The organism is Verrucomicrobiia bacterium, from assembly GCA_019634625.1.
GTDB lineage: Bacteria > Verrucomicrobiota > Verrucomicrobiia > Limisphaerales > CAIMTB01 > CAIMTB01.
Window position 1 is genome coordinate 88284 of the sequence record JAHCBA010000019.1, and the last position, 21221, is coordinate 109504.

At 67.2% G+C, this 21221-nt stretch carries 16 protein-coding genes; 5 read left to right on the forward strand and 11 right to left on the reverse strand.

Going from position 1 to position 21221, the window contains the following annotated elements:
* Positions 1 to 727 precede the first annotated feature (727 nt).
* A complete protein-coding gene (locus KF833_12915; protein ID MBX3746199.1) occupies positions 728 to 3106 on the forward strand; it encodes a hypothetical protein in 2379 nt (792 codons plus the stop codon).
* Positions 3107 to 3137: 31 nt separating this feature from the next.
* Here the strand turns inward: KF833_12915 and KF833_12920 are convergent, their stop codons facing one another.
* A complete protein-coding gene (locus KF833_12920) occupies positions 3138 to 4460 on the reverse strand; it encodes a VCBS repeat-containing protein (protein MBX3746200.1) in 1323 nt (440 codons plus the stop codon).
* A 146-nt stretch (positions 4461 to 4606) separates the two neighbouring features.
* Here KF833_12920 and KF833_12925 point away from each other — a divergent pair, with 146 nt between their 5' ends.
* From KF833_12925 to KF833_12935, 3 genes are read left to right on the forward strand one after another with little or no spacing between them, the layout of a single operon-like run.
* Complete coding sequence (locus tag KF833_12925; protein ID MBX3746201.1) at positions 4607 to 5674, forward strand: tetratricopeptide repeat protein; 1068 nt, start codon at positions 4607 to 4609, stop codon at positions 5672 to 5674.
* Entirely contained in the window at positions 5671 to 6195 is a 525-nt protein-coding gene (locus KF833_12930; GenBank protein ID MBX3746202.1) for a hypothetical protein, read from the forward strand. The genes KF833_12925 and KF833_12930 overlap by 4 nt, the downstream gene beginning before the upstream one ends.
* A gap of 9 nt (positions 6196 to 6204) precedes the next feature.
* Complete coding sequence (locus tag KF833_12935) at positions 6205 to 7749, forward strand: altronate dehydratase (GenBank protein MBX3746203.1); 1545 nt, start codon at positions 6205 to 6207, stop codon at positions 7747 to 7749.
* Between the two features lie 17 nt (positions 7750 to 7766).
* Here the strand turns inward: KF833_12935 and hprK are convergent, their stop codons facing one another.
* From hprK to KF833_12980, 9 genes are all read right to left on the reverse strand, one after another.
* Positions 7767 to 8789, reverse strand: a complete 1023-nt coding sequence (hprK, locus tag KF833_12940) for an HPr(Ser) kinase/phosphatase (protein ID MBX3746204.1) — start codon at positions 8787 to 8789, stop codon at positions 7767 to 7769.
* Positions 8790 to 8794: 5 nt separating this feature from the next.
* A complete protein-coding gene (gene lptB, locus KF833_12945; GenBank protein ID MBX3746205.1) occupies positions 8795 to 9562 on the reverse strand; it encodes an LPS export ABC transporter ATP-binding protein in 768 nt (255 codons plus the stop codon).
* Complete coding sequence (locus KF833_12950) at positions 9559 to 11541, reverse strand: hypothetical protein (GenBank protein ID MBX3746206.1); 1983 nt, start codon at positions 11539 to 11541, stop codon at positions 9559 to 9561. Before KF833_12950 ends, lptB begins: the two co-directional genes overlap by 4 nt.
* Positions 11538 to 12071, reverse strand: a complete 534-nt coding sequence (locus KF833_12955; protein ID MBX3746207.1) for an HAD hydrolase family protein — start codon at positions 12069 to 12071, stop codon at positions 11538 to 11540. The genes KF833_12950 and KF833_12955 overlap by 4 nt, the downstream gene beginning before the upstream one ends.
* Positions 12064 to 12885 carry a 3-deoxy-8-phosphooctulonate synthase gene (gene kdsA, locus KF833_12960; GenBank protein MBX3746208.1) on the reverse strand — a complete coding sequence of 274 codons (822 nt, stop codon included), beginning with the start codon at positions 12883 to 12885 and terminating at the stop codon, positions 12064 to 12066. The genes KF833_12955 and kdsA overlap by 8 nt, the downstream gene beginning before the upstream one ends.
* 52 nt (positions 12886 to 12937) lie before the next feature.
* Positions 12938 to 13744, reverse strand: coding sequence for a type II secretion system protein (locus KF833_12965; GenBank protein MBX3746209.1), 807 nt, complete (start codon positions 13742 to 13744; stop codon positions 12938 to 12940).
* A 264-nt stretch (positions 13745 to 14008) separates the two neighbouring features.
* Complete coding sequence (locus KF833_12970; GenBank protein ID MBX3746210.1) at positions 14009 to 14185, reverse strand: hypothetical protein; 177 nt, start codon at positions 14183 to 14185, stop codon at positions 14009 to 14011.
* Between the two features lie 275 nt (positions 14186 to 14460).
* Positions 14461 to 15174 carry a ribonuclease H-like domain-containing protein gene (locus KF833_12975; GenBank protein ID MBX3746211.1) on the reverse strand — a complete coding sequence of 238 codons (714 nt, stop codon included), beginning with the start codon at positions 15172 to 15174 and terminating at the stop codon, positions 14461 to 14463.
* Positions 15175 to 15482: 308 nt separating this feature from the next.
* Positions 15483 to 16430, reverse strand: coding sequence for an SCO family protein (locus tag KF833_12980; GenBank protein MBX3746212.1), 948 nt, complete (start codon positions 16428 to 16430; stop codon positions 15483 to 15485).
* A 338-nt stretch (positions 16431 to 16768) separates the two neighbouring features.
* Between KF833_12980 and KF833_12985 the strand changes: the two genes are divergently transcribed.
* Positions 16769 to 20173, forward strand: a complete 3405-nt coding sequence (locus KF833_12985) for a VCBS repeat-containing protein (protein ID MBX3746213.1) — start codon at positions 16769 to 16771, stop codon at positions 20171 to 20173.
* On the opposite strand, the gene KF833_12990 is transcribed toward KF833_12985, so the two are convergent.
* On the reverse strand, positions 20162 to 21220 hold the full coding sequence (locus KF833_12990) for a glycosyltransferase family 2 protein (protein MBX3746214.1): 1059 nt from the start codon (positions 21218 to 21220) through the stop codon (positions 20162 to 20164). The genes KF833_12985 and KF833_12990 overlap by 12 nt on opposite strands.
* Position 21221: the final 1 nt, after the last annotated feature.

The window sequence follows — 21221 nt, forward strand, 5'->3', positions numbered from 1 at the left end:
ATCCTCCGTGGTCAATATCAATTTGCCAGGCTGTTTAACAAACCCCTTCAACCCCCAGGTACAAAGAAAGGCCCCGTCGTCGATGTGCCAGATCTGCAACGGTGGGATCTGTTCAAGCGGCAGTCATCCCCCTCACCCCGGGCGAATCCGTTGTTGTTGACCCATCCCGCCCGAACCGCCTCCGAATCCACCCCCGCGTGCCTCTCCGCCCCCCAATCCTGCCGATTTAATTATATATGGTCTGGCATTTTATATTTTATTATTGTCGCAATGCTCCTGCTCGATATCCCCCAGCAATCCCATCCTCTCCCTCCGTCCCACCGCTGGAGACCACCGGGTCGCGGATCGTCAACAATCAACATTAAACTGCCCGGCTTATTAAATGCTTGGTCAATACCTCTTTTTGCCAGGCTTTTTATTTTCCACCAGGCTTTTTATTTTCCATCCCGGACCGATTGTCCCCTTCCTGACTCTTGACTCGATGGGGTGCCTCAACCCGCCCGCACTCCCTCCAACGAACTTCAAACCCAAGCCCCCCCCCGGAAGGCCTCAGCCATCCTCACTCAAGCCAAAGCCTTCGCCAGCGCCAAGGATTCGGGCCATCACCCATCTCATACCTATTAGCTTGCTATGCACACTACCTTGCATCCTATAGTACACAGCGTCACCTGCATGCCGTACGCAGCGCTCGGTCTCGCCTGGTCGCATCACCCTCACTCTCACGCCCATGTCCGCATCCCCGCTCCCCTCCTCCATGCGACTCAAGGTCGCCGCCGTCGTCCTCGGCTGGATCGTCGTCTCCTGCGGCTTCTTCAGCCTCCACCAACTCATGCGGCATCGACCCCAATTCTCCGGCGCCCCAGGTCCCGCCCCCCGGGCATCCCTCGTCCAGGACGGGCCACGCCTGATGCTGCGCCGCGTCCCGGACGACATTGCCGTCGTTCAACCCGTCAAGCCGGACCGCAGCGATATCGAGTTCGTCATGCGGGGCCGGCGGGACCATCGCGGTCTCCGCACGGTCACCGACATGGGCGGAACCGTTCGTGCCATCTACACCCTCACCAACACCCTTCCCGAGGAGGTCTTCCTGCTCTTCCGGTTCCCGCACCCGCGCCTGGATGGCGTCCACCGCTCGGGGTCAAGGCCGGTCAACCGCCTCCAACTGGCGACGTCAATCCCCGGCATTCGGGAGGACTCCCCGCAGGAATGGATCTGGAGCGGGAAAGTCGGAACAGGCTCGGTCGCCTCGTTCTCCTTGGAATACGAGGTCGCCTCGCTGCAACAACTCGCCTACCGCGTGGTCGAGTCCGACGGACTCCCGAACCGCCACCTCCGCATCACCTTCCGCCGGCACGGCATCGACACGCTCCACTTCGAATCCGGTGACGGCCTGGTCACCGATGCCGGCGATCCCCTTGTCTGGGAGCGCTTCGACTTCCTTGGACCGGAGTCCTTGGTCGCCGCGGTGGTGGATGGCCGCAGCCCTCAACACTCGCTGCTGCAGTTGCTTGAGATGGGACCCGTCATCAGCCTCCTCTTCCTCGCCACCGTCGGGGCCATGCTCCTTCCGCTCCCATCCGTCGGGGTCCCGCAGACGCTGACGTTGATCGCCGCGTATGCCCTCTACTTTCCCCTGGTGGTGTACCTGAGTTCCCGGTTCTCCCTGGCCGCCGCCGTGACGCTTGCGGCCGTCATCCCGGGAGCCCTGCTGGCGAACCATGTCCGGTGGATTACCGGACGGCGCCTCGGGCTGGTTGTCCTGCCGCTGGGCCTGATTCTCTACCAGGTCTTTCCGACCCTGGCGGCATTCGCCGGATGGAATCGCGGCATGGTTCTCCTCTGCCTCGGCACGCTCACGCTGGGCGTTCTCATCGACCTTCAGAACCGGGCACTCCGTCGTGCGACAGCCCCTGCCCCCAGCCTCGCGGCCCTGCTGCTCCTCACTGGGTTGGCCCCCGTCCGTGCCCCCGCTGAATCCATCGAGATCCGGCTGCCGGAGACGTGGACCCGTCCTGCCCCCGCCGCCACCAACACGTCTGCCACTCCCCTTCTCGCCCCCGGCCATGCCCGGTACCAAGTCCGTCCCGATGCCCGCCATCTCGCCGTCGAAGGAGAGGCGTCGTTCGAAATTGTCCGCCCCGGCAGCGTCCCGCTCGCCCTCATCGACACCCCTGCGCACATCACGTCCTGGGTCCTGGAATCAGATCTCGACGGCTCGATGGAGTCCGTTCAGCTCTCCCCGGGAGTGGGGCTCACCGCCTCGATTCGCGACCGGGCCACAGTTCGGTTCGCCGCCCGAGTCCCAGTGGACACCGCCGAAGGGCGGCGAACGGCCCGGATCCCTCTGCTGCTACCATTCCCGGGGACCGTGCTCCTCGAACTCGACCGGGCCGACGTGACCTTCCGCCATGGCGACGTCTGGACCCGCACACCGCATGACCTCGGGGCGCACTTCGAAGTCGGCGTGCAGGGCACATCCGTCCTCATCGTGGAATGGCCCGATCGCGACCCGCACCCGGTTCCAGAATCCGGCGACGCGGCGGACCCGCGGTCGCGCCTGTACGGCATCGGGCTGCGCCAGGCCCGCCACCTGACGGTCGTCAACGCCGATGGCGACCGCACGCACTTTGCCGAGTTCGAACTGCCCGCCGCCCACGAAGGCCTGTTCCATCTCCGCCTGCCCGAAGGCGCACGCCCCATCTCCGTACTGGTGGACGGCTCTGAAATCGCGGCCCCTCCGGTCGAGGACGGCTGGTGTCGTGTTCGCCTGCCCACGCGCGACCATCCGTCGCGTCCGGTCAGCATCTCGATCCGTCTGGCCCAGCCTCCGGAACGCCTTGGCTTCATCGGGTCACTCGACCTCGCCCTGCCCGAGATCCCGCTGACCGCCGGCATGCTCGAATGGGTCGTGGCCTTTCCCAAGGGATTCGAACTCCACCCGGTCTCCGGCAATCTCGAATCGCAATCCGCGCCTTCCGACCTCGGCGCCTTCGGCGACTTCGGTCGCGCCGTCGAGGCTCATCCTCAACTGCGCTTCGCGCGGACCCTCGCCCCGCCGGGGCCGGTCCGCTTGCAGGTGCGCTACCGCCAGCGCCTGCCCGACTGAGCGATGGGTGCACGGTGCCCGGCACGGATCGTCACTGCCGCAAGGGCGCCGGTTGGGCCTTCTCCCAGGTGGCCCGATCCACCGTGCGGCGCACCTGGTGGTGGATGTAAATCCCCTTCTTGTTGGCCACCACGATGTCCGGCCAGCCGTTCCCATTCACGTCGCCCGCCACCACCTGCGTGCCCACCCCGGAATCGTCGTCCACCAGGTACGGCACGAAATCCACGCCCCCGCCGGGCAACCGGTGAATCCGGAACCAATATAACACCGCCGCATTGTTCCGATCCGGGTCTCCCGTCCTCCCGTGCGACCAGAACCGCTTGCCCAACACGATGTCCTTCACGCCGTCCCCGTCCATATCGACCAGGTCGATGGCGTGGATCTCCGAGAACTTCACACCGTACCGGTTCTCCGAAGGTTCCTTGTTCATGATGATGTGCTCATGGAACCCGATCCGCCCGCCTTCGCGGTACTGCTGATACCACGCCAGCCCGAACCCATGGGCCGCCAGGCTGGTGATCACATCGTTCAACCCGTCGCCATCGACATCGTACGCATACATCTGCGCACCCCCGGTCCCGAAGAATTGCGGGTGGAAGGTCCACACCGGATCCCCCTCCAACGATGCCGGTTGCTCCCACCATCCGTCCTTCTCGATCAGGTCCATGCGCCCGTCACCGTTGATGTCCCCAACCCCCAACCCGTGGGTGAACCGCCCGTAGTTCTTGTTCGGCGTGATGGGATGAAACCGCCACGGTTTCGATGGATCGCTCCAGTCCGGTCGCGCATACCCGTACCGCCCCCCGTTGATGCACACCAGTTCGGGCCGCCCGTCCCCGGTCAGATCCGTGAAGGTCGGCGACTCGTTCGAGGTCTCCTCCAGCACCCCATGCCGCCTCCAGTGGCCCGGCCGTCCCCGCGGATTTTCGTACCATGCCGTCTCCTGCCCTGGGAACCCGACCTGCAGGATGTCCAGCCAGCCATCCCGGTTGAAGTCGTACGTCCAGATGAAGAAGTTGTCCGAATACGTGTTCCGCGATCCCAGCGTCCCCTCGAAACCCGGCACCCGGACCGTCGTCATCGGGGTCAACCTCAACTCAAACGTCGCGGTCGCCGGGTAGTACTCGTGGCGCCTGGAGAAATCCGGCCCCTCCCACCACCACGGGCCCGCGATAACGTCGTTGAAGCCGTCATTGTTCAGATCGCCGAAATGCGCGCCCTCCGCCCAGAACTGGTCGCTCAGTTGCGTGCGCTGAAACGTCAACACCGTCGGCTCGGAGGCCACGACGGTGCCGGCGGCAACCAGGGCGGCCAGCAGGACGAAGGAATGGGAGAACTGGGATGGGTATTGCATGGCTCGAGTCGCTCCCCGATGGATCCATCGCACCGGCGGGAGACGTCGCCACCCAACCCGGAATCCCTGCCCCATGGCAAGCCGGCATGCGAACGACGGGACGGGTTCCTTGACGCCGCGGCAGAGCGTTCCCTAGCGTGCGCGCCATGCGCGTTCGCTCGTCCGGGCCGGTTCTGATCGCGCTGGCCCTCTGTCTCCTGCCGTTCCGGTCGCCGGCGCCCCTGATCTACCGGCCCGGCGAAGGCTGGACCTATGAACCGGTGGGCGGCGCACGCTGGCGCCGGGACCGCGCGAAGGATCAGCTCGAAACGGCCCAGGAAGCCTTCGACGAAGGCAAGTTCCGCCTCGCCTCGCGGGCCGCCAAACGGGTGACCCGCGTCTGGCCATTGTCCGATTTCGCACCCCAGGCCCAATACCTGCTCGGCCGTGCCTACGAGGAACGCGGTCGCGCCGACCGCGGCTTCCGCGCCTACCAGGATCTCATCGAACGTTACCCGAAACTCGACAACTACGAGGAAGTCCTGCGCCGCCAGTTCGACATCGCCACCCTCTACCTCGACGGCAAGTGGTTCTACCTCTGGGGCGTCATCCCCCTCGGCCGTGACCGCGACAAGGTGGTGGACATGTACGAGAAGATCGTCCGCAACGGGCCCTACAGCGCCCTCGCCCCCGAGGCCCAGATGAACATCGGCACCGCCCGCGAACGGCAGCGCGAATGGACCCTCGCCGTCCGCGCCTACGAACGGGCTGCCGACCGCTACAACGATCAGCCCGCGATCGCCGCCGAGGCCTTCCATCGCGCCGGCATGGCCCTCCTTCGGGAAGCCCGCGAAGCCGAGTACGATCAGAGCGCCGCCGGCAAGGCCATCGACGCCTTCACCGATTTCATCGCGCTCTTCCCCAATGACCCCCGTGTCCCCGAGTGCCGCGACCATATCGTCGAACTCTACCGCGTCCGCGCCGAAGGCAGTTACCGCATCGCCCGCTACTACGAACGCAAGCGCCGCCTCGACGGCGCCGTGATCTACTACGCCGAGGTCGTGGACCTCTACACACGGTTCGTCAACGAACCGGATGCCCCGCGCGTCCAGGAAGCCCGCGAACGCATCGCCGACATCGGCCAGCGCCGCAGCCGCCAGCGCGCCGCCGAGGCCGAGTCCTCCGTGCCCGTCACCCCGGCCGTTCCATTCGACCCGCTCGCCCCCACCCCATGAACCGCCCGGCCCGCGTCGCCGCACCGCTGCTCCTGGCCCTGGCCATCGTCGCTGGCCATGCCGGCTGCGCCTACCGCCTGGGACCAACATCCGGTGCCCCCGCCGGCGCACGTTCCCTCGCCGTCCTCCCCTTCGAAAACCAAACCTTCGAACCGCGCGTCACCGACAGCCTCGCCACGGCCCTGCGCGGACAACTCCAACAGGAAGGCACCTTCCGCCTCGCCCGCCGCAGCGAAGCCGACATCGTGGTCAGCGGCGTCGTCCGGCGCATCGACCGCCTCGAGGAAAGTTTCCTGCCCCAGGATACCCGCGTCCTCCGCGATTACCGCTGGCAGGTCGTCGCTCACGTCACCGCCATCGAGCGAGCCTCCGGTCGCGTCCTCCTCGACCGTGAAGTCCAGGGTCACACCCTCCTCCGCATCCAGCCGGATCTCCCCAGCGCCGAGCGCCAGTCCATGCCCCTCCTCGCCGGCAACCTCGCCCGCAACATCACCTCCCTGCTCGTCGATGGCGAGTGGTGAGCGTCTTCCATGACGCCCCTCCCCGCCGTCATCCGGTTGCACCCGTCCGATTCCGTGGCCGTCGCCCGGCGGTCGCTCCTCCCCGGACAAACCCTCCAGCTCGGTGCCCAGTCGCTCGTGGTGCGCGACAAAATCCCGCCCCTCCACAAACTGGCCCTCGTCGATCTGGCACGCGGCGAACCGATCCTGAAGTACGGCCAGATCATCGGCCTCGCCCGGGAAGCCATTCCCGCCGGCGCCCACGTGCATACCCACAACGTCGCCCTGGGTGAATCCTCCTCACCGCACGCCCCCGCCACCCCGCCCCAACCCCACACGCCACCCCCCTTCGAGGAGCAACGCACCTTTCCCGGCTATTCGCGGCCCGGCGGCAAAGCCGGCACCCGCAACTACCTCGCCGTCCTCTCCAGCGTGAACTGCTCCGCCTCGGTCTCCCGCTACGTCGCCGACCGTTTCCGCGGTCCGGACCTGGCCCGCGATTTCCCCGGCGTCGATGGCGTCGTGGCCTTCACCCACAAGAGCGGCTGCGCCATGTCGCCGGACGAACCCACGCGCCTCCTCCAACGCGTGCTCGGCGGCATCGCCCGCCATCCCAACATCACCGGCTACGTCCTCATCGGGCTCGGCTGCGAGGTCAACCAGACCACCGCCCTCCTCCGGCAGGAACTCCTCGAGGACCCACGCGACGGCGAAATCCCCGCCGCCGTCCTCAACATCCAAGCCCAGGGCGGCTCCCGGAAAACCGTCGAAGCCGCCGTCCACGCCGTCGCCCGCCTCCTGCCCGCCGCCAATGCCCTCCGCCGGTCCCCCCAACCCCTCGACCGCCTGACCCTCGCCCTCAATTGCGGCGGCTCCGACGGCGCCAGCGGCATCACCGCCAACCCAGCCCTCGGCGTCGCCTCCGACCTCCTCGTCCGTCACGGCGGCGCCTCCGTCCTCGCCGAAACCCCCGAAATCTACGGCGCCGAACACCTCCTCACCGCCCGCGCCGCCACCCCGGCCGTGGCGGAACAACTGCTCGATCGAATCCGCTGGTGGGAGAATCACGTCCGCCGCCACCACGCCTCCATCGACAACAATCCTTCCGTCGGCAACAAGGACGGCGGCCTCACCACCATCCGCGAAAAAAGCCTCGGCGCCGTCGCCAAGGGCGGCCTGTCCCCCCTGAACGCCGTGCTCGGTTATGCCGAACCCGTCACCACCCGCGGCCTCTGCTTCATGGACACCCCCGGCTACGACCCCGTCAGCATGACCGGCCTCGTCTCCGGCGGCTGCAACGTCGCCGTCTTCACCACCGGACGCGGCAGCGTGTACGGCTGCAAACCCACGCCCTGCCTCAAGGTCGCCACCACCACCCCCCTCTTCGACTGGATGAACGAGGACATGGACCTCAATGCCGGCACCATCCTCGACGGCACCGAATCGGTCGAAGCCGTGGGACACCGCATCTTCGAACGAATCCTCGCCATGGCCGGCGGCCAGAAAACCCTCAGCGAACTCGCCGGCATCGGCGACGAGGAGTTCGCCCCCTGGATCCTCGGCCCGGTGCTCTGACCCCACCCGGCACCCCGTCACCACCCCGCCGGCGGACTCGGCTCCACCTCCTCGCCCCGCTCCGTCTCACCCCGGTTCGCCTCGATTCCGGCCTGGATGCGCTGCTGCACCCGCTGGCTCAGTTCCATCCCGGCATTGTGCCCCGCCGCCCTCAGCTTCACCTGCAGCGCCGCCACCTCGATCAACCGCGCCAGATCCCGGCCCGGCCGCACCGGAATGACAATGTGCGGAATGTCGATCCCAAGAATCTTCACGAACTCCTGGTCAATCCCCAACCGGTCCACGTCGGCCACTTCCGACCACGGCTTCAGGCTCACCACCAGGTCCACCCGCTTCTGCTCCTGCACCGCCCGCACCCCGAACATCCGCGCCACATCCACAATCCCGATGCCCCGCACCTCCATGAGATGCTGCGCCAGCGGACTCGGCGACGCCTGCAACTCGCAGTCGTCGTGCAATCGCACCCGGACAAAATCGTCGGCCACCAGCCCGTACCCGCGCTCGATCAGGGCCAGCACCGCCTCGCTCTTGCCAATCCCGCTCTCCCCCTGGATCACCACCCCCACCCCCAGAATGTCCACCATGCTCCCGTGCAGCGACGTCCGCGGCGCCGACATGGTCTCCAGGACAATCGTCGCCCGGTTGATGTACTTCATCGTGATCTGCCGGGTCCGGAACACCGGTATCCCCGCATGCTCCGCCGCCGCCAGCATCCCCGCGTCCGGCCGCAAACTGCGCGCAATCACCACGCACGGCACCGTCGAGGCAAACAGAATGCTGTACGCCAACGCCCGGTCCGCCGCCGTCTGTTCCCGGAGAAAATGAAGCTCCATGCTCCCCAGCACCTGGATGCGGTGACACGCAAAAAACCGCGTGTGCCCCGACAGCGCCAGCCCCGGCCGGTTCAACGTCGGCTCCCGGATCAGCCGCTTCATCCCCGATTCCCCCGAGATCAACTTCATGTCGAGGCGCTCCCCGCACTCGTTGACGAACTGCTCGACCGTGACCTGCGGAATGATGACGTCGCTGAACGTGCCCATGGCGGTTACAGGTTGAACTCCGGACCCAGATAGATCTCGCGGGCCTTCGGATCGCGGGCCAGCTGCTCGGCCGGGCCTTCGTACACCACTTCGCCCCGGTAAATCAGGTACGCGCGATCCACCAGCTTGAGAATGTCCCGGACGTTGTGGTCCGTGATCAGAATGCCCAGCCCGCGCTCCCGCAGCCGCCGCACGATCTTCTGCACCTCGTGCACCGCAATCGGGTCGATGCCGCTGAACGGCTCGTCCAGCAGCAGCAGCTTCGGATGCGTCACCAGCGCCCGCGTGATCTCCAGCCGCCGCTTCTCGCCGCCGCTGAGCAGGTACGCCCTGCTCCGCGCCAGCCGCGTCAGATCCAGCTCCTCGAGCAGATACTTCAGCCGCATCGCCCGGTCCGCCCGCGTCCCCCGGCACGTCTCCAGAATCGCCAGGATGTTCTCCTCCACCGTCAGCTTCCGGAACACCGAGGGCTCCTGCGTCAGGTACCCGATCCCCCGCCGTGCCCGCAAATGCATCGGCAACCGCGTCACCTCCGCCCCTTCAAACTCCACCCGACCCCCGTCCGGCCGGATCAACCCCACCACCATGTTGAAGCTGGTGGTCTTGCCCGCGCCATTCGGACCCAGCAACCCCACCACCTCGCCCGCCTCCACCCGGATCGAAACGCCGTTCACCACCGCCCGCCCACGGTAGCTCTTTCTCAGTTCCTCGACTTTCAGCAATCCCATGATGACACCTGTCGATCTCGTTCTCCCGGACCTCCACCCTCTCATCGCCGGCGCCTCGACGCTCCTTCCGCCGGCGTTCCAGACCCCGGCAGAGACCGCGCCGGAAGGGTCATCCTCCGGACCGGTCCTTCAACCCGGAATCGTCCCGACGCCAGATCCAGTGCCAGCGCCGTCGCCGGCTGCCCCACGATCTCCATCCCGTCGATCATCGAGATCCGGGCCCCCTCCAGCAGGCGCAACGTCCCGTCCTCAACCCGGTACGCCAGCCCGCCGCCCTCCGCGCTCAATGCCGGATGCCCGATCCGCACGGCGCCGTCGGCGTCCAGGGAGGCCAGCGCCGAGGTCCCCGGCGCCAGCACCGCACGCATCCGGTCCGCCCGCATCCGCCACAAACTCGCCTCCGCAGCCGCCTCGCGCAGCAACGTGGCAAAAAACGGCTGCCCCTCCGTGCCCCCCCCCGAGGGACGCTCTGTCATGCGATAATCCAGTTCCACTCCGTCCCCGGCCGCCATCTCGCGCAGCCCCCCTTCCGGCCCCAACCCCAATTCCACCTCGCTCGAACGCAACTCCCAGTCCGCCCGACGGATCGTCACCCCGCCCGTCACCCACGCCGCCCGTCCCTCCACCCGCAATCGCTCCGACTCCAGCTCGATCGGCCCGGCACCGCTGCCACCTGCCCCGTCCGCGCCACCTGCCCCACCCGCGCCGTCCGACCCCGAACCTTCCGGTTGCCAATGGACCCTCACCCGCTCCCATGCCTGGAAAGCCGGCACCTCGGGATGTATCACCAGCCGGCCGGCCCGCCCCGCATAACCCCGGGCCCGCCACACCGGGTCTCCCGTGAAGTCGATCTGGGCGTGCTCGCCCACACTGTAAACCATCCGCTCCCCACCCAACTCCAGCCGGTCGCCCGCCACCGGAACCCGCGCCCGCACCGCCCCGGTCGCCGTCAACTGGCGGACCGCCGCCGCACCCCACGACGCGCCCGCATCGTCTGCCAGCAACACCTCCATCGCTGCCGCCTCCAGTTCGAGGCCCTCCCCTTGCCGTGCGGTCACCGGCCCCGAAAACACCAGTCGCCCCGGCCTCGCCTCAATGACCTCCGCCAGCACGTCCACAGGCTCCCGGCTCGCGGTATCCTCGCCTTCGGACACCGGCGGCTGCAGTCGCAGCCGCGCCGCACCCCGCGCCACATACGATTCCTCCCCCGGATGCAGCTCCAGTTCATCCGCCGCCCCTTCCCCCGGTCCATACTGCCAGGTCGTCGCCCCGCTCAGGACAATCCGTTCGCCCGGCGTGTCCGCCACGTAGGTCGCCCGCGCCCCGGTGGCGCGCCCCAACCGCCCCGGCCGCACCAGCTCGATCGCCACCTCATCGCTCGCCTCGATCCGCTGCGGCCGATCCGTGTCCAGACCCAGCGCCGAGACCAGTTGACCCGCCCGCAACGTCGCTTCCCCCGGATCCACGGCCAGACAGTCGCCCACAAACCGCGTGTCGCCCGTCCGCAGGTTGTACTCCAGCCGCCCCGCGGTCACTTCCACCGGCGCCCGATCAGGCCCACCCGTCGCCCGACGCAACAGGGTTCGCACCCGGTTCGACACCACCAGCATCCCGCTCGCCTGAGTCCATGACCACCCCTGCCCGCTCACCTCGAACCGGCCGTCGGCACTCCGCAAATGAATCTCCCGATCCGAAGTCGCCCCGCGCCCGCCCGCGGTGGCGAAAACCGCCAGCGGCGACGTCACCTCAAGCTGGGTCGTGCGCGCCGGATCGTCCCGAAACGTCTCCAACCGGAACTCCGTGACCTCCATCACCCCCGCCACCAGGCTAGGCCGCGCATCCCGCCCGCTCACCACCGCCACCGTCCGTGTGCCGTCTCCAATCGGTGCCCGAAACCCACCCTCGATGGTGACCTGCGGACCCGTCCGCTCCTGCGCCGAAACCTCCCGGACGATCATCGCGACCGTGGTGGCCGTCACGGCAACCGTCACGGCGACCCGCGCCAGGGCAGCGATCGCGTTCATGCCAGATACTCCCCAACGATGCGCGACCATCGGCCCTGGGCGCGCAGAATCAGTTCGATCACCTCCCGCACCGCCCCCTGGCCTCCCCCCAGCGTCGTGACGTAATGCGCCCGGGCCAGGGCCTCCGGATGACCCGTCGGAACGCACACCGCCAGTCCCGCCCGCTCCAGCGGGCCCAAATCCACAATGTCGTCCCCCATGTAGCACACCTCCTCCCAGGTGCCCCCATCCGCCGCCAGCCGCTGCTCGATCGCCTTCACCTTCGAGCCCTTCTGCTGCACCAGGAAATCCACCTCCAACTCGTCCGCCCGCAGCGCCGTCGCCGCCGAGGGCCGCGCCGACACCCAGCCCACCCGGTAGCCTTCCCGCCGCCAGATCACCAACCCCAGCCCGTCCCGGACATTGAAGCGCTTGTACTCCCCGTCCTCGCCCACATAGATCGAGGCGTCGGTCAGAATGCCGTCCACGTCGCACAGCAGGATCCGCACCCGCGCCAGACGCTCATGGAGTTCAGGGGTCACATCAGACATGGCAGAGTTCAAACAGCTTCGCCCAACCCCGCAACAGGGCCGGCATGGCGTCCAGCGGAATCGAATTCGGACCGTCGCTCAGGGCCCGGTCCGGCTCGGGATGCGTCTCGACAAACACCCCGTCCGCCCCCGCCGCCAGCGCCGCTCGCGCCAGCACCGGCGCATACTCCCGTTGCCCCCCCGACCGGTCCCCCCCGCCGCCCGGCAACTGCACCGCATGCGTGGCGTCCATCACCACCGGACAACCCGTGCGCCGTAGAATCGGAAACGCCCGCATGTCCGTCACCAGATTGTGATACCCGAACGTCGTTCCCCGCTCGGTGACCAGCAGCCGGCTCCCGCCGAAACCCTGCGCCTTCCTCACCACCTGCGCCATGTCGTCCGGCGCCAGAAACTGCCCCTTCTTCAGATTCACCATCCGCCCCGTCCCCACCGCCGCCCGGATCAATTCCGTCTGCCGGCAGAGAAACGCCGGGATCTGCAGAATGTCCACCCGCCCCCCCGCCGCCCGCGCCTCCTCCTCCGTGTGCACATCGGTGAGAACGGGCACCCCCACCCGCTCCCGGACCCGCGCCAGAACCCCCAACCCCTCCTCCATACCCGGACCCCGAAACGACTCCGCCGAAGTCCGGTTCGCCTTGTCGTAGCTCGCCTTGAACACATACGCCGCCCCCACCCGGTCGCAGGCCCGCTTCATCGCCCGCGCCACCTCGATGCACATCGCCTCGCTCTCGATGACGCACGGCCCGGCCACGACCAGCAGCCGTCGCCGGGCCGCAATCTGCCGCCAGCCCAGGATGTTCGGGCGAATCACCGGGCGCTTCTACCAGCCCCGCCCCCGCCTGTCGAACCGCCGATGCACCGCCTCAACGCGTCGGATCGTAGTTGTCCGGCAGCAGCGTGTAGCTCGGCGCAATCACCTCCACATGCCCGTCCGCAAACCCCGCCGAAGCCCGACCCCGGTCCCGGTAGGTCGGCATCGGAACCCGGACACCCGTCTGGAACCTGTGCCGCCCGCTCAGGATGTTCCCCGGCGCCACAAAGCGGCCGTCGTCAATCACATCCCCCCGGATCGCCTCGCCGTTCTCCTCCACAAACGTCGGCTTGCGCGTCGGATTCCGGATCTGCGTGATCCGGAAGTGCAGCGGTGGAACCCCCGGCCCGTAGATCGAGGAAATCCCCTTGTTCACCCCGCCCTCGACAATGCTCGTCAGCGAGTAGCTGTAGAGATAGGGGTTGCCCGAACTCGGATTGCGCGAGTGTTGGAGAGCCCGCTGGATCACATCCCGGTCCCCCGGGCAGCGGAACAGATTGGTGTTGAAACTCCCGATGTACGGCCCGATCGCGCTGTTGCGCGGGTTGTTGAAGAATTCCCGGTCCGACACCGCCCGGTTCACATTGAAGAAGATCCAGTCCTCCCGCATGGGCTCATACGAACCCCGCGACGCCGCCCCCGGAAAAATCCCGTCGAAATCCTCCGCGTACAGCAACAGCGCCAGATTGAGCTGCTTCAGGTTCGACAGGCAGTTCACCTGGTGCGCCTTCTCCTTCGCCTTGGCCAGCGCCGGCAACAGCATGCTCGCCAGAATCGCAATGATGGCGATCACCACCAGCAGTTCGATCAGGGTAAATCCCGCAGGGCGGGTCCGCTTCGATGTGCGCTGAGTCTTCATTCCGGTTCTCGCCCGATGGCGATGACCGACTGGTACCCCTCCCGGCCCGCCCGGCGCAATGGTCGTTTGGCGGCACGCATAAAGTCACCCGCCCCTTCGCCGTATCCATGCAGTAAGGAGGAAAGCGATGGCGCCGCAGATTTTCGGGCAGGGCGAGGAGTGAGCGAGGCGCGTATCGAAACCGGGATACGTAACGAGCGAACGACGAAGCTCTTGCCCGAAAAGATCAAGCCAGCGCGCCCGACCTTGCTGCATGGCTACGGCTTAGACCACACCTCCGTCACCCCTCCCCGCCGCGGGATCGGGAAGCACCAGGTTGACCGGCAGCAGCGCCTCCTCCCCGTAAGGCCCCCGGCATATCTCATCCCCCACCCCCGCCACCGCCATCGAGCATCCGATCGTCTCCCAACCCGCCCATTCCCCGGCCACGATCGGCCCCACATGGCTGCACCCTGCAATCGCCCGGATCCACCCGCATCTGTGCCATGACCAGCCGCCAGGGGGAACGCCACTTCGGTATCACGGCATCGGACCCTGACGCCTGCCTGCACCAACCTCAACCCGATCGCATCGCCTCCAGCTCCCCAAAAACTCCCCTCCAATCCCGGTGGGCACCGACATCAGTCCCCATGAACGGCGTGCACCACGAGGGACAAATCACAACGTCCCCTGCCCCCCCCGATTCGCCACTCCCCACTCCCCACTCCCCACTCCCCCTACTTCACCCCCGCCAGCCGCTCCTTCCAGATCTGGTACAACGACACCGTAGCCCGAACGTCCCGCAGGCAATACTCGGCGATCCGCCGGTGCTGCCCCTCCTCCATCAGCCGTGTCACATCCATCCCGGTCACCCCTTCCCCCTTGGGCGACGCGATGCCGAACGCCTTGCAGTAGAAATCGAGGTTGAACCGGCGCGCCGCGCCGTCCCTCCCGCTCACCCCATAGAACGTGAGCTGCTCCGCCAGATCGCAGTGGGGCTCCGTCTGAAACCGGTATCCCAACCAGTCCTTCCTCGAGATCTGCACCGCCAGCACCGCCGAGCGCAGGTACAGGAACGGCACATCGAACCCCCGCCCGTTGAACGTCACCACATGGTCGTACCGCTTCGCCAGTTCCCAGAAATCGTGCAGCAGCTCTCCCTCCTCCGCGAACGGCACGAACTTCACCTCCCCCTCGTCGTCCGGCTCGAAATCGTCCGCCAGGTGCAGCACCTGCCCGCGACTGCTGTCGGCGTTCACCATCGCGATGCACACCACCTGCGCGGTCAGCGGGTAAAGACTGAACTGCCGCTCCAACTCCGACTGGCGCGCCTCGCGTTCCGGTCCCTCCGGAAACCGCTGAGCATCCCGAAACAGGTATTCCAGTTGAGCCTCGTCGAATGCCGTCGCCGGCATCGCCGCGGTCTCGATGTCAAACACGAGCGTGGCCATGTCCTGATTCCCCTTCCCCCGACCCTGACCGATCCCCGCCCGGCTGTCGTGTCGAAAGCTCCCCGCCCCAGCAACCCAACCCCGGTGCATCCCGGAGTTGTGGGTGAGGAGGCAGGGAATCGGAGGGACGAGCTCCGCGAGTCCTCAACCCAACGCTCCACACCGTTGCGGCCTCGTAGAACTCAACCTCGCGGTCAACATTATAAGCCTGACTTAATATTTTATTTCCTAGGTCAACATATTTTTCGACTGTCATCTTATTTTCAGCCAAAGATTCGGGCCCCGGTAGCCCTGCCCCTGCCCTGCGGTTACCGTTCGACCGGCAGCCCCCTCGCCGCCGCCTGGATGTCGGCGGTCAGTTCCTCCGGCTTCCACGTGTTGCCCACGATGATCTTCGCCAACCGGCCCTCCGGGTCGATCACCAGCGTCCGCAAGTTGTGGTCCGGCAGGGCATCCGGCGATTGCCTGCGGAACACCAGGCCCACCTGCTCGGTGAGGGCATCGATGTCGATCAATGCGCCCGTCAGAAAGGTCCACCGACGGGGATCGTACCGGTAGCTCTCGGCCTGCGCCCGCAGCACCTCCGGCGTGTCGAACGCCGGATCGATCGTCATGCTCACCAAATGCCAGTTGGTCGGCCCGGATGCATTGGCCCGCAGCGCCGCTTCCACAGCCGCGAAGTTCTTCAGCATCCGGGGACAGAAATCCGGCAGTGGACAGCGCGTGAACACAAAGGTCAGCCCCACCGCCTTCCCGCGGTAGTCGCCCAGGCGCACAGGTTGCCGGAACTGGTTGGTGAACACGTAGTCCGGCATCGAATCCCCCACCTCCAGCGGCTCGACATCCCGCACAATCCGCGAATGCTCGTACTCGAACGTCGGCGCCAGCTCCCCCACCCCGATCCGTTCCACCCCATCAATCCAGCTCTCCTCATCCGTCACCAACAGCCGGAACTTGACCCGGTCTCCCGCCTGCAACCGCGCCACCTCCCGTGTGTCCCGCGCCCGGAAGGTCATCGTCATTGCCGCCATGAACCCGGGAATCGCCTCATGCCGGATCACCACATTCGAGCCGTCCCTCCTCAATTCACTCACCACCCCGGTCACCGCATACACCCCAGGTTGACCCGCCCCCGCCCTCCCATCATCTCCGCTCCGCGCCGCCCCGCGATCCGGCGTGCGAAACAGAAACGCCAGCAGGAGGGCCACGTTGACCAGCACCAGAAAGGCCGTCGCATACAGAACGCCGCGCTTCATGGCCCGCACAGTAGAACCCTGGCCCCCCCGGGCAAGCCGCTGGCAGCAGTCAATTTCAAATTGCCTGACAGTATATTGTTAACTTCATTCAGTAAGCCTGACCAAATATATATTGTTGACTCTACCACCACCAACTCCACCAACTCAATAAGCCTGACATTATGTTATTGACTTTGCCTTGTTTGTAATGAGTCAGGCGTAATAATGTTGTCACCGCACTCCGACGCTCCACTCGACTCGATCGAGTGTTCCGCAAACGCCTAAACAATCCTGGATCTACTCGGTTCGTTCAGGTTCAGCGCTTGCCGCTCCCCTCCCCCTCCCGCCAACGTCCCGGCATGCCCCGTTGGTTCGGTCCATGTGGCCTTGGCGTTGCCATCGCTGGGGGAGCCCTGCTGTCTGCTCCTGCGGCCAACCGCACCGCCCCTCCCGCTGCCAGCTTCACCTGGGCACCCCTCCCGAATCCTCCCCCAGCCCAAACCGGCTTCACCCTCCTCTGCGCCAGGTCCATCGGCATCGATGGTACCAACCAACTCTCCCCAGCCCGTTACGGCGCCCGACGGAATCTCATGAACGGTGCGGGGGTCGCCCTGGCCGACTTCGACGGCGATGGCTGGTGCGACATCTTCGTGTGCCACAAACAAGGCGGCAGCGCCCTGTACCGCAACCTCGGCGGCTGGCGCTTCACCAATATCACCGCCCAGGCTGGCGTCGCCCTCCCCCACCTCGTCGCCACCGGCGCCGTGGCGGCCGATGTCAATGGCGACGGATGGCCCGATCTCTACGTCACCTCCTTCCTCGGACCCGATGCCCTGCTGATCAACCTCGGCAACGGCCGGTTTACCAATGTCACCGCCGCCGCCGGTCTCATCACCTCCGGCGGCAATACTTCGGCGGCCTTCGCCGACCTCGATGGCGACGGCGACCTCGATCTCTACCTCGGTCGCTTCGGCATCGAAGCCATCCGCGGCGACGGCGCCCGGCTCGTCTTCCGCACGGTCGGTGGACGCCCCCAGGTCACAGGCCCTAATGCCCACCGGCTCCGGATCGAAAAAGGGCAGCTCATCGAACTCGGCGAAGCAGACATCGTCTTCCTGAACGATGGCCAGGGACGGTTCACCCCCGCCCCGTGGAACGTCCACTTTCTCGACGAGGACGGTCGCCCGATGGCCTCGGCACCCCAGGACTTCACCCTCGCGGTTCAGATTCGCGACTTCAATGGCGACGGTAATCCCGACATCTACACCTGCGGTGACTTTCAAACCCCCGACCGTCTCTGGCTCGGCGATGGCCGCGGCACCTTCCGCGCCATACCCCGTCTGGCGCTCCGCAACATGAGTTACGCCTCGATGGGCATCGACGCCGCCGACCTCGACCGCGACGGCCACCTCGACTTCGTCGTCGTCGAGATGCTCAGCCGCGACCACACCCGGCACGCCGCCCAGGCCAGCCCCATGGAACCCGTCGTCCGGCCCCCCGGCGATTTTCTGGCCCGACCCGAGTTTCCCAGGAACACCCTCCAGTGGAATCGTGGCGACGGCACCTACGCCGAAATCGCCTGGTTCTCCGGTGTGGCCATGTCGGACTGGTCCTGGACGCCGATCTTCCTCGATGTGGATCTCGACGGCTTCGAGGATCTCCTGGTCTCCAACGGGCATCCCCACGATCTCAACGATCTCGATATCAACGCCCGGCGTGCCAACGAACCGGCCCGGCGCGCCCAGGAGACCGCCCGCAACATCCTCCTCGACTACCCACCCCTCACCCCTCCCAACGCCGCCTGGCGCAACCTCGGAAATCTCCGCTTCGCCAACCATTCCCAAGCCTGGCGCTTCGACTCCCTCCGCATCACCCATGGCATGGCCCTCGCCGATCTCGACAACGACGGCGACCTCGACCTCGTCGCCAATACCTGGAACGACAGTCCCCTCATCTACCGCAACGACGCCACCGCACCCAGGGTCGCCGTCCGTCTCCGCGGTATTCCCCCCAACACCCAGGGCTTCGGCGCCCGAGTGCGACTCCAGGGCGGTCCCGTCCCCGTCCAGGAACAGGAAGTCCGGTCCGGCGCCCGTTACCTGTCGTCCGACCAGCCCCAGATCGCCTTCGCCACCGGCACCGCCTCCCATCTCGAAATCGAGGTGCTCTGGCGCTCCGGCCGCCACTCCCGCGTCGCCGGAGTCCGGCCTCAACGCCTCTACGAAATCCATGAAGCCGGGGCCCAACCCCAACCCCAACCCCAACCCGCCCCCGCCCCGCCGTCCCTCTCCCAACCGCTCTTCCACTCCCTCCCCCTGCCCTCCGCATTCACCCACCACGAATCCGAGTTCGACGACTTCGTCACCCAGCCCCTCCTTCCCCACCGGCTCAGCCGTCTCGGTCCGCCCCTCGCTTGGATCGCCCGTCCTCAAGGCGGGCTCCTGGTTCTTGGCGGCGCGCGGGGCGGCACACTCGCCGCCCTCCGATTCGATGGAGGCCGTCCCGTACCGGAACCCATCCCCGCACCCGACCCCCTCCCCGACGACATCACCAGCCTGCTCGCCCTTGAACTCATCCCGGGCCGCGTTTCCCTCTTCGCCGGCCTCGCCCGGCTCGAAACCTCCGACCCCGACCTCCCGTCCGTCCTCCGCTTCGACCACCACGGCTCCCGCTGGGAACCCGGCCCCTCCCTCCCCGCCCATCCCGCCACCACCGGCCCCATGGCCACGGCCGATCTCGATGGGGATGGCCAACCCGACCTCGTCGTCACCGGCCGCTTCCTCCCCCACCACTACCCACGCCCCACCGACACCCGCGTCTTCCTCAACCGCGACGGCCAGCTCGTCTTCGACCCCGTACGGTCCGCCCCCCTCCGCGAGGTCGGGCTGGTGACGGGCATCGCCCTGGCGGATTTCGATGGCGATGGCCTCGTCGATCTCGCCCTGGCCTGCGAATGGGGCCCCATCCGCATCTTCCTCCAGCGCGGCCCGACCTTCGTCGAAGCCACCCGCGAACGCGGCCTCGCACCTTTCCACGGACTCTGGCAGTCCCTCGCCGCCGCCGACCTCGATGGCGACGGCCGCATCGACCTGGTCGCCGGCAACTGGGGCCTCAACTCCGCCCACCAACGCTCCCCCGACGGACCCTGGGAACTCGTCTTCGGCGATTTCACCGGCTCCGGCGCCACCGCCATCATCGAGGCCCGCTTCGATGCCACCCTCCAGGCCATGGTTCCGATCCGGCCCCGCAACCGCCTCGCCCGCGATCTCCCATGGCTCCCCGCCCTCTTCCCCTCCCATCGCGAATTCGCCCGCGCTTCGGTCCCCGATCTGCTCGTCCCCGCCAAGGCCCCCGTCCACCGCCTGCGCGCCACCACCCTCGCCTCGGCGGTCTTCCTCAACCTCCCTGCCGGCTTCCTGCACCGGCCCCTGCCCGATCCCGCCCAATGGAGCCCCATGATGTCGGTCGTGGCCGCCGACCTCGATGGCGACGGCCTCCCCGATCTCGCCTGCGCCCAGAATTGGTTCGCCACCCGCGACGAAGACGACCGCCTCGATGCCGGTCGCGCGCTGCTGCTCCGCAATCGCGGCGACGGCACCTTCACCCCCCTTTCCGCCGCCGAATCCGGACTGGTCGTCTGGGGCGATCAACGCGCCATCCTCACCGCCGACCTCGATGCCGACGGCCACCCCGATCTCGTCGTCTCCCAAAACGCCGGCCCCCCGGTCGCCTTCCGACGCACTCCCGTTCCGTCAGGCCCCTGATGCCGGCGACGAAGGCCGGTCCGCCCATCCCCTCCCCCATCCCGCACGCCGCGCCGTCGGGGATCGCGGACTCAACCACGTCCCCCGCCGCAACGCCCCCGCGTAATACCCCAGCATGTGCCCCGCAATCCGCGCCCGGACCCGCATCGCCGGCACAAACCCCAGCAACACACCCGCCATCCCCGTCACCAGGTGACCCGCCAGCGACGCGGTCACCAGCAACGCCTGGGCCATCCCCCGGCGCCACCCCGAAAAATGCCGCTGCATATACACATGCCGCGAAATCCGCACCTCCCACTTCGTCAACGCCTTGATCCGTTCATTCGACCTCGTCGCCCCCCCGTGGTTGTGCCGGATCTCCACGCCCGTCGCCAACGCCACCCGGCCCCCCGCCTCCCGCACCCGCCGGCACAGATCCACATCCTCGAAGTACAGCCAGTAGTCCTCGCACCAGCCGCCCAATCCCTCAAACACCTCCCGTCGCATCCAGACCAGGGATCCCGATACCCAGTCCGGAAAGATCATCCCGTCTCCCCCCTCCCCCCTCCCGCCCTCAATGCCACCCGCCCCTCGGCCGCACCACAACCGCCGCACCCACCGATGCAACCCGGTGAGATTCGTCAGCGATGGAAACTCCCCGTACGGCCGGGTGTCGCGGCCACGGTCGTCCCGTTGCCCGCACGAAACCACCCCGTACTCCGGATGTCTCCCGGCCAGCTCCCACAACCGCTCCAGAGCCGCCGCATCCACCTCGGTGTCCGGGTTCAGAAACAACAGGTGCCGCCCCGCCGCCTTCCCCGCCCCCACATTGCAGCCGTGCGCAAAACCCCAGTTCCCCGGGCTCTCATGGAACGCACACCAAGGAAATCGCCGCCGGAAGGCCTCCAGTTGCCCGTCCCCGGACCCGTTGTCCACCACCACCGCCTCCCAGCGGAACGGCAGTTCCCCCAGCCCGCCCAGCGCCTCCAGGCACCGGCCCAACCGCCGCCAGCCCCGGTAGTTCACCAGCACGATCGACAGCTCCAGACCCATCTCATCCTCCTTCATC

What these genes read in the sequence shown, in the direction of transcription:
- KF833_12950 (MBX3746206.1), bottom strand. Translation starts at nt 11,541, where the DNA reads ATGAACGCGATCGCTGCCCTGGCGCGGGTCGCCGTGACGGTTGCCGTG.
- KF833_12980 (MBX3746212.1), bottom strand. Translation starts at nt 16,430, where the DNA reads ATGAAGCGCGGCGTTCTGTATGCGACGGCCTTTCTGGTGCTGGTCAAC.
- KF833_12990 (MBX3746214.1), bottom strand. Translation starts at nt 21,220, where the DNA reads ATGAAGGAGGATGAGATGGGTCTGGAGCTGTCGATCGTGCTGGTGAAC.
- KF833_12975 (MBX3746211.1), bottom strand. Translation starts at nt 15,174, where the DNA reads ATGGCCACGCTCGTGTTTGACATCGAGACCGCGGCGATGCCGGCGACG.
- KF833_12925 (MBX3746201.1), top strand. Translation starts at nt 4,607, where the DNA reads ATGCGCGTTCGCTCGTCCGGGCCGGTTCTGATCGCGCTGGCCCTCTGT.
- hprK (MBX3746204.1), bottom strand. Translation starts at nt 8,789, where the DNA reads ATGGGCACGTTCAGCGACGTCATCATTCCGCAGGTCACGGTCGAGCAG.
- KF833_12920 (MBX3746200.1), bottom strand. Translation starts at nt 4,460, where the DNA reads ATGCAATACCCATCCCAGTTCTCCCATTCCTTCGTCCTGCTGGCCGCC.
- KF833_12930 (MBX3746202.1), top strand. Translation starts at nt 5,671, where the DNA reads ATGAACCGCCCGGCCCGCGTCGCCGCACCGCTGCTCCTGGCCCTGGCC.
- KF833_12915 (MBX3746199.1), top strand. Translation starts at nt 728, where the DNA reads ATGTCCGCATCCCCGCTCCCCTCCTCCATGCGACTCAAGGTCGCCGCC.
- lptB (MBX3746205.1), bottom strand. Translation starts at nt 9,562, where the DNA reads ATGAGAGGGTGGAGGTCCGGGAGAACGAGATCGACAGGTGTCATCATG.
- KF833_12965 (MBX3746209.1), bottom strand. Translation starts at nt 13,744, where the DNA reads ATGAAGACTCAGCGCACATCGAAGCGGACCCGCCCTGCGGGATTTACC.
- KF833_12985 (MBX3746213.1), top strand. Translation starts at nt 16,769, where the DNA reads ATGCCCCGTTGGTTCGGTCCATGTGGCCTTGGCGTTGCCATCGCTGGG.
- KF833_12955 (MBX3746207.1), bottom strand. Translation starts at nt 12,071, where the DNA reads ATGTCTGATGTGACCCCTGAACTCCATGAGCGTCTGGCGCGGGTGCGG.
- KF833_12935 (MBX3746203.1), top strand. Translation starts at nt 6,205, where the DNA reads ATGACGCCCCTCCCCGCCGTCATCCGGTTGCACCCGTCCGATTCCGTG.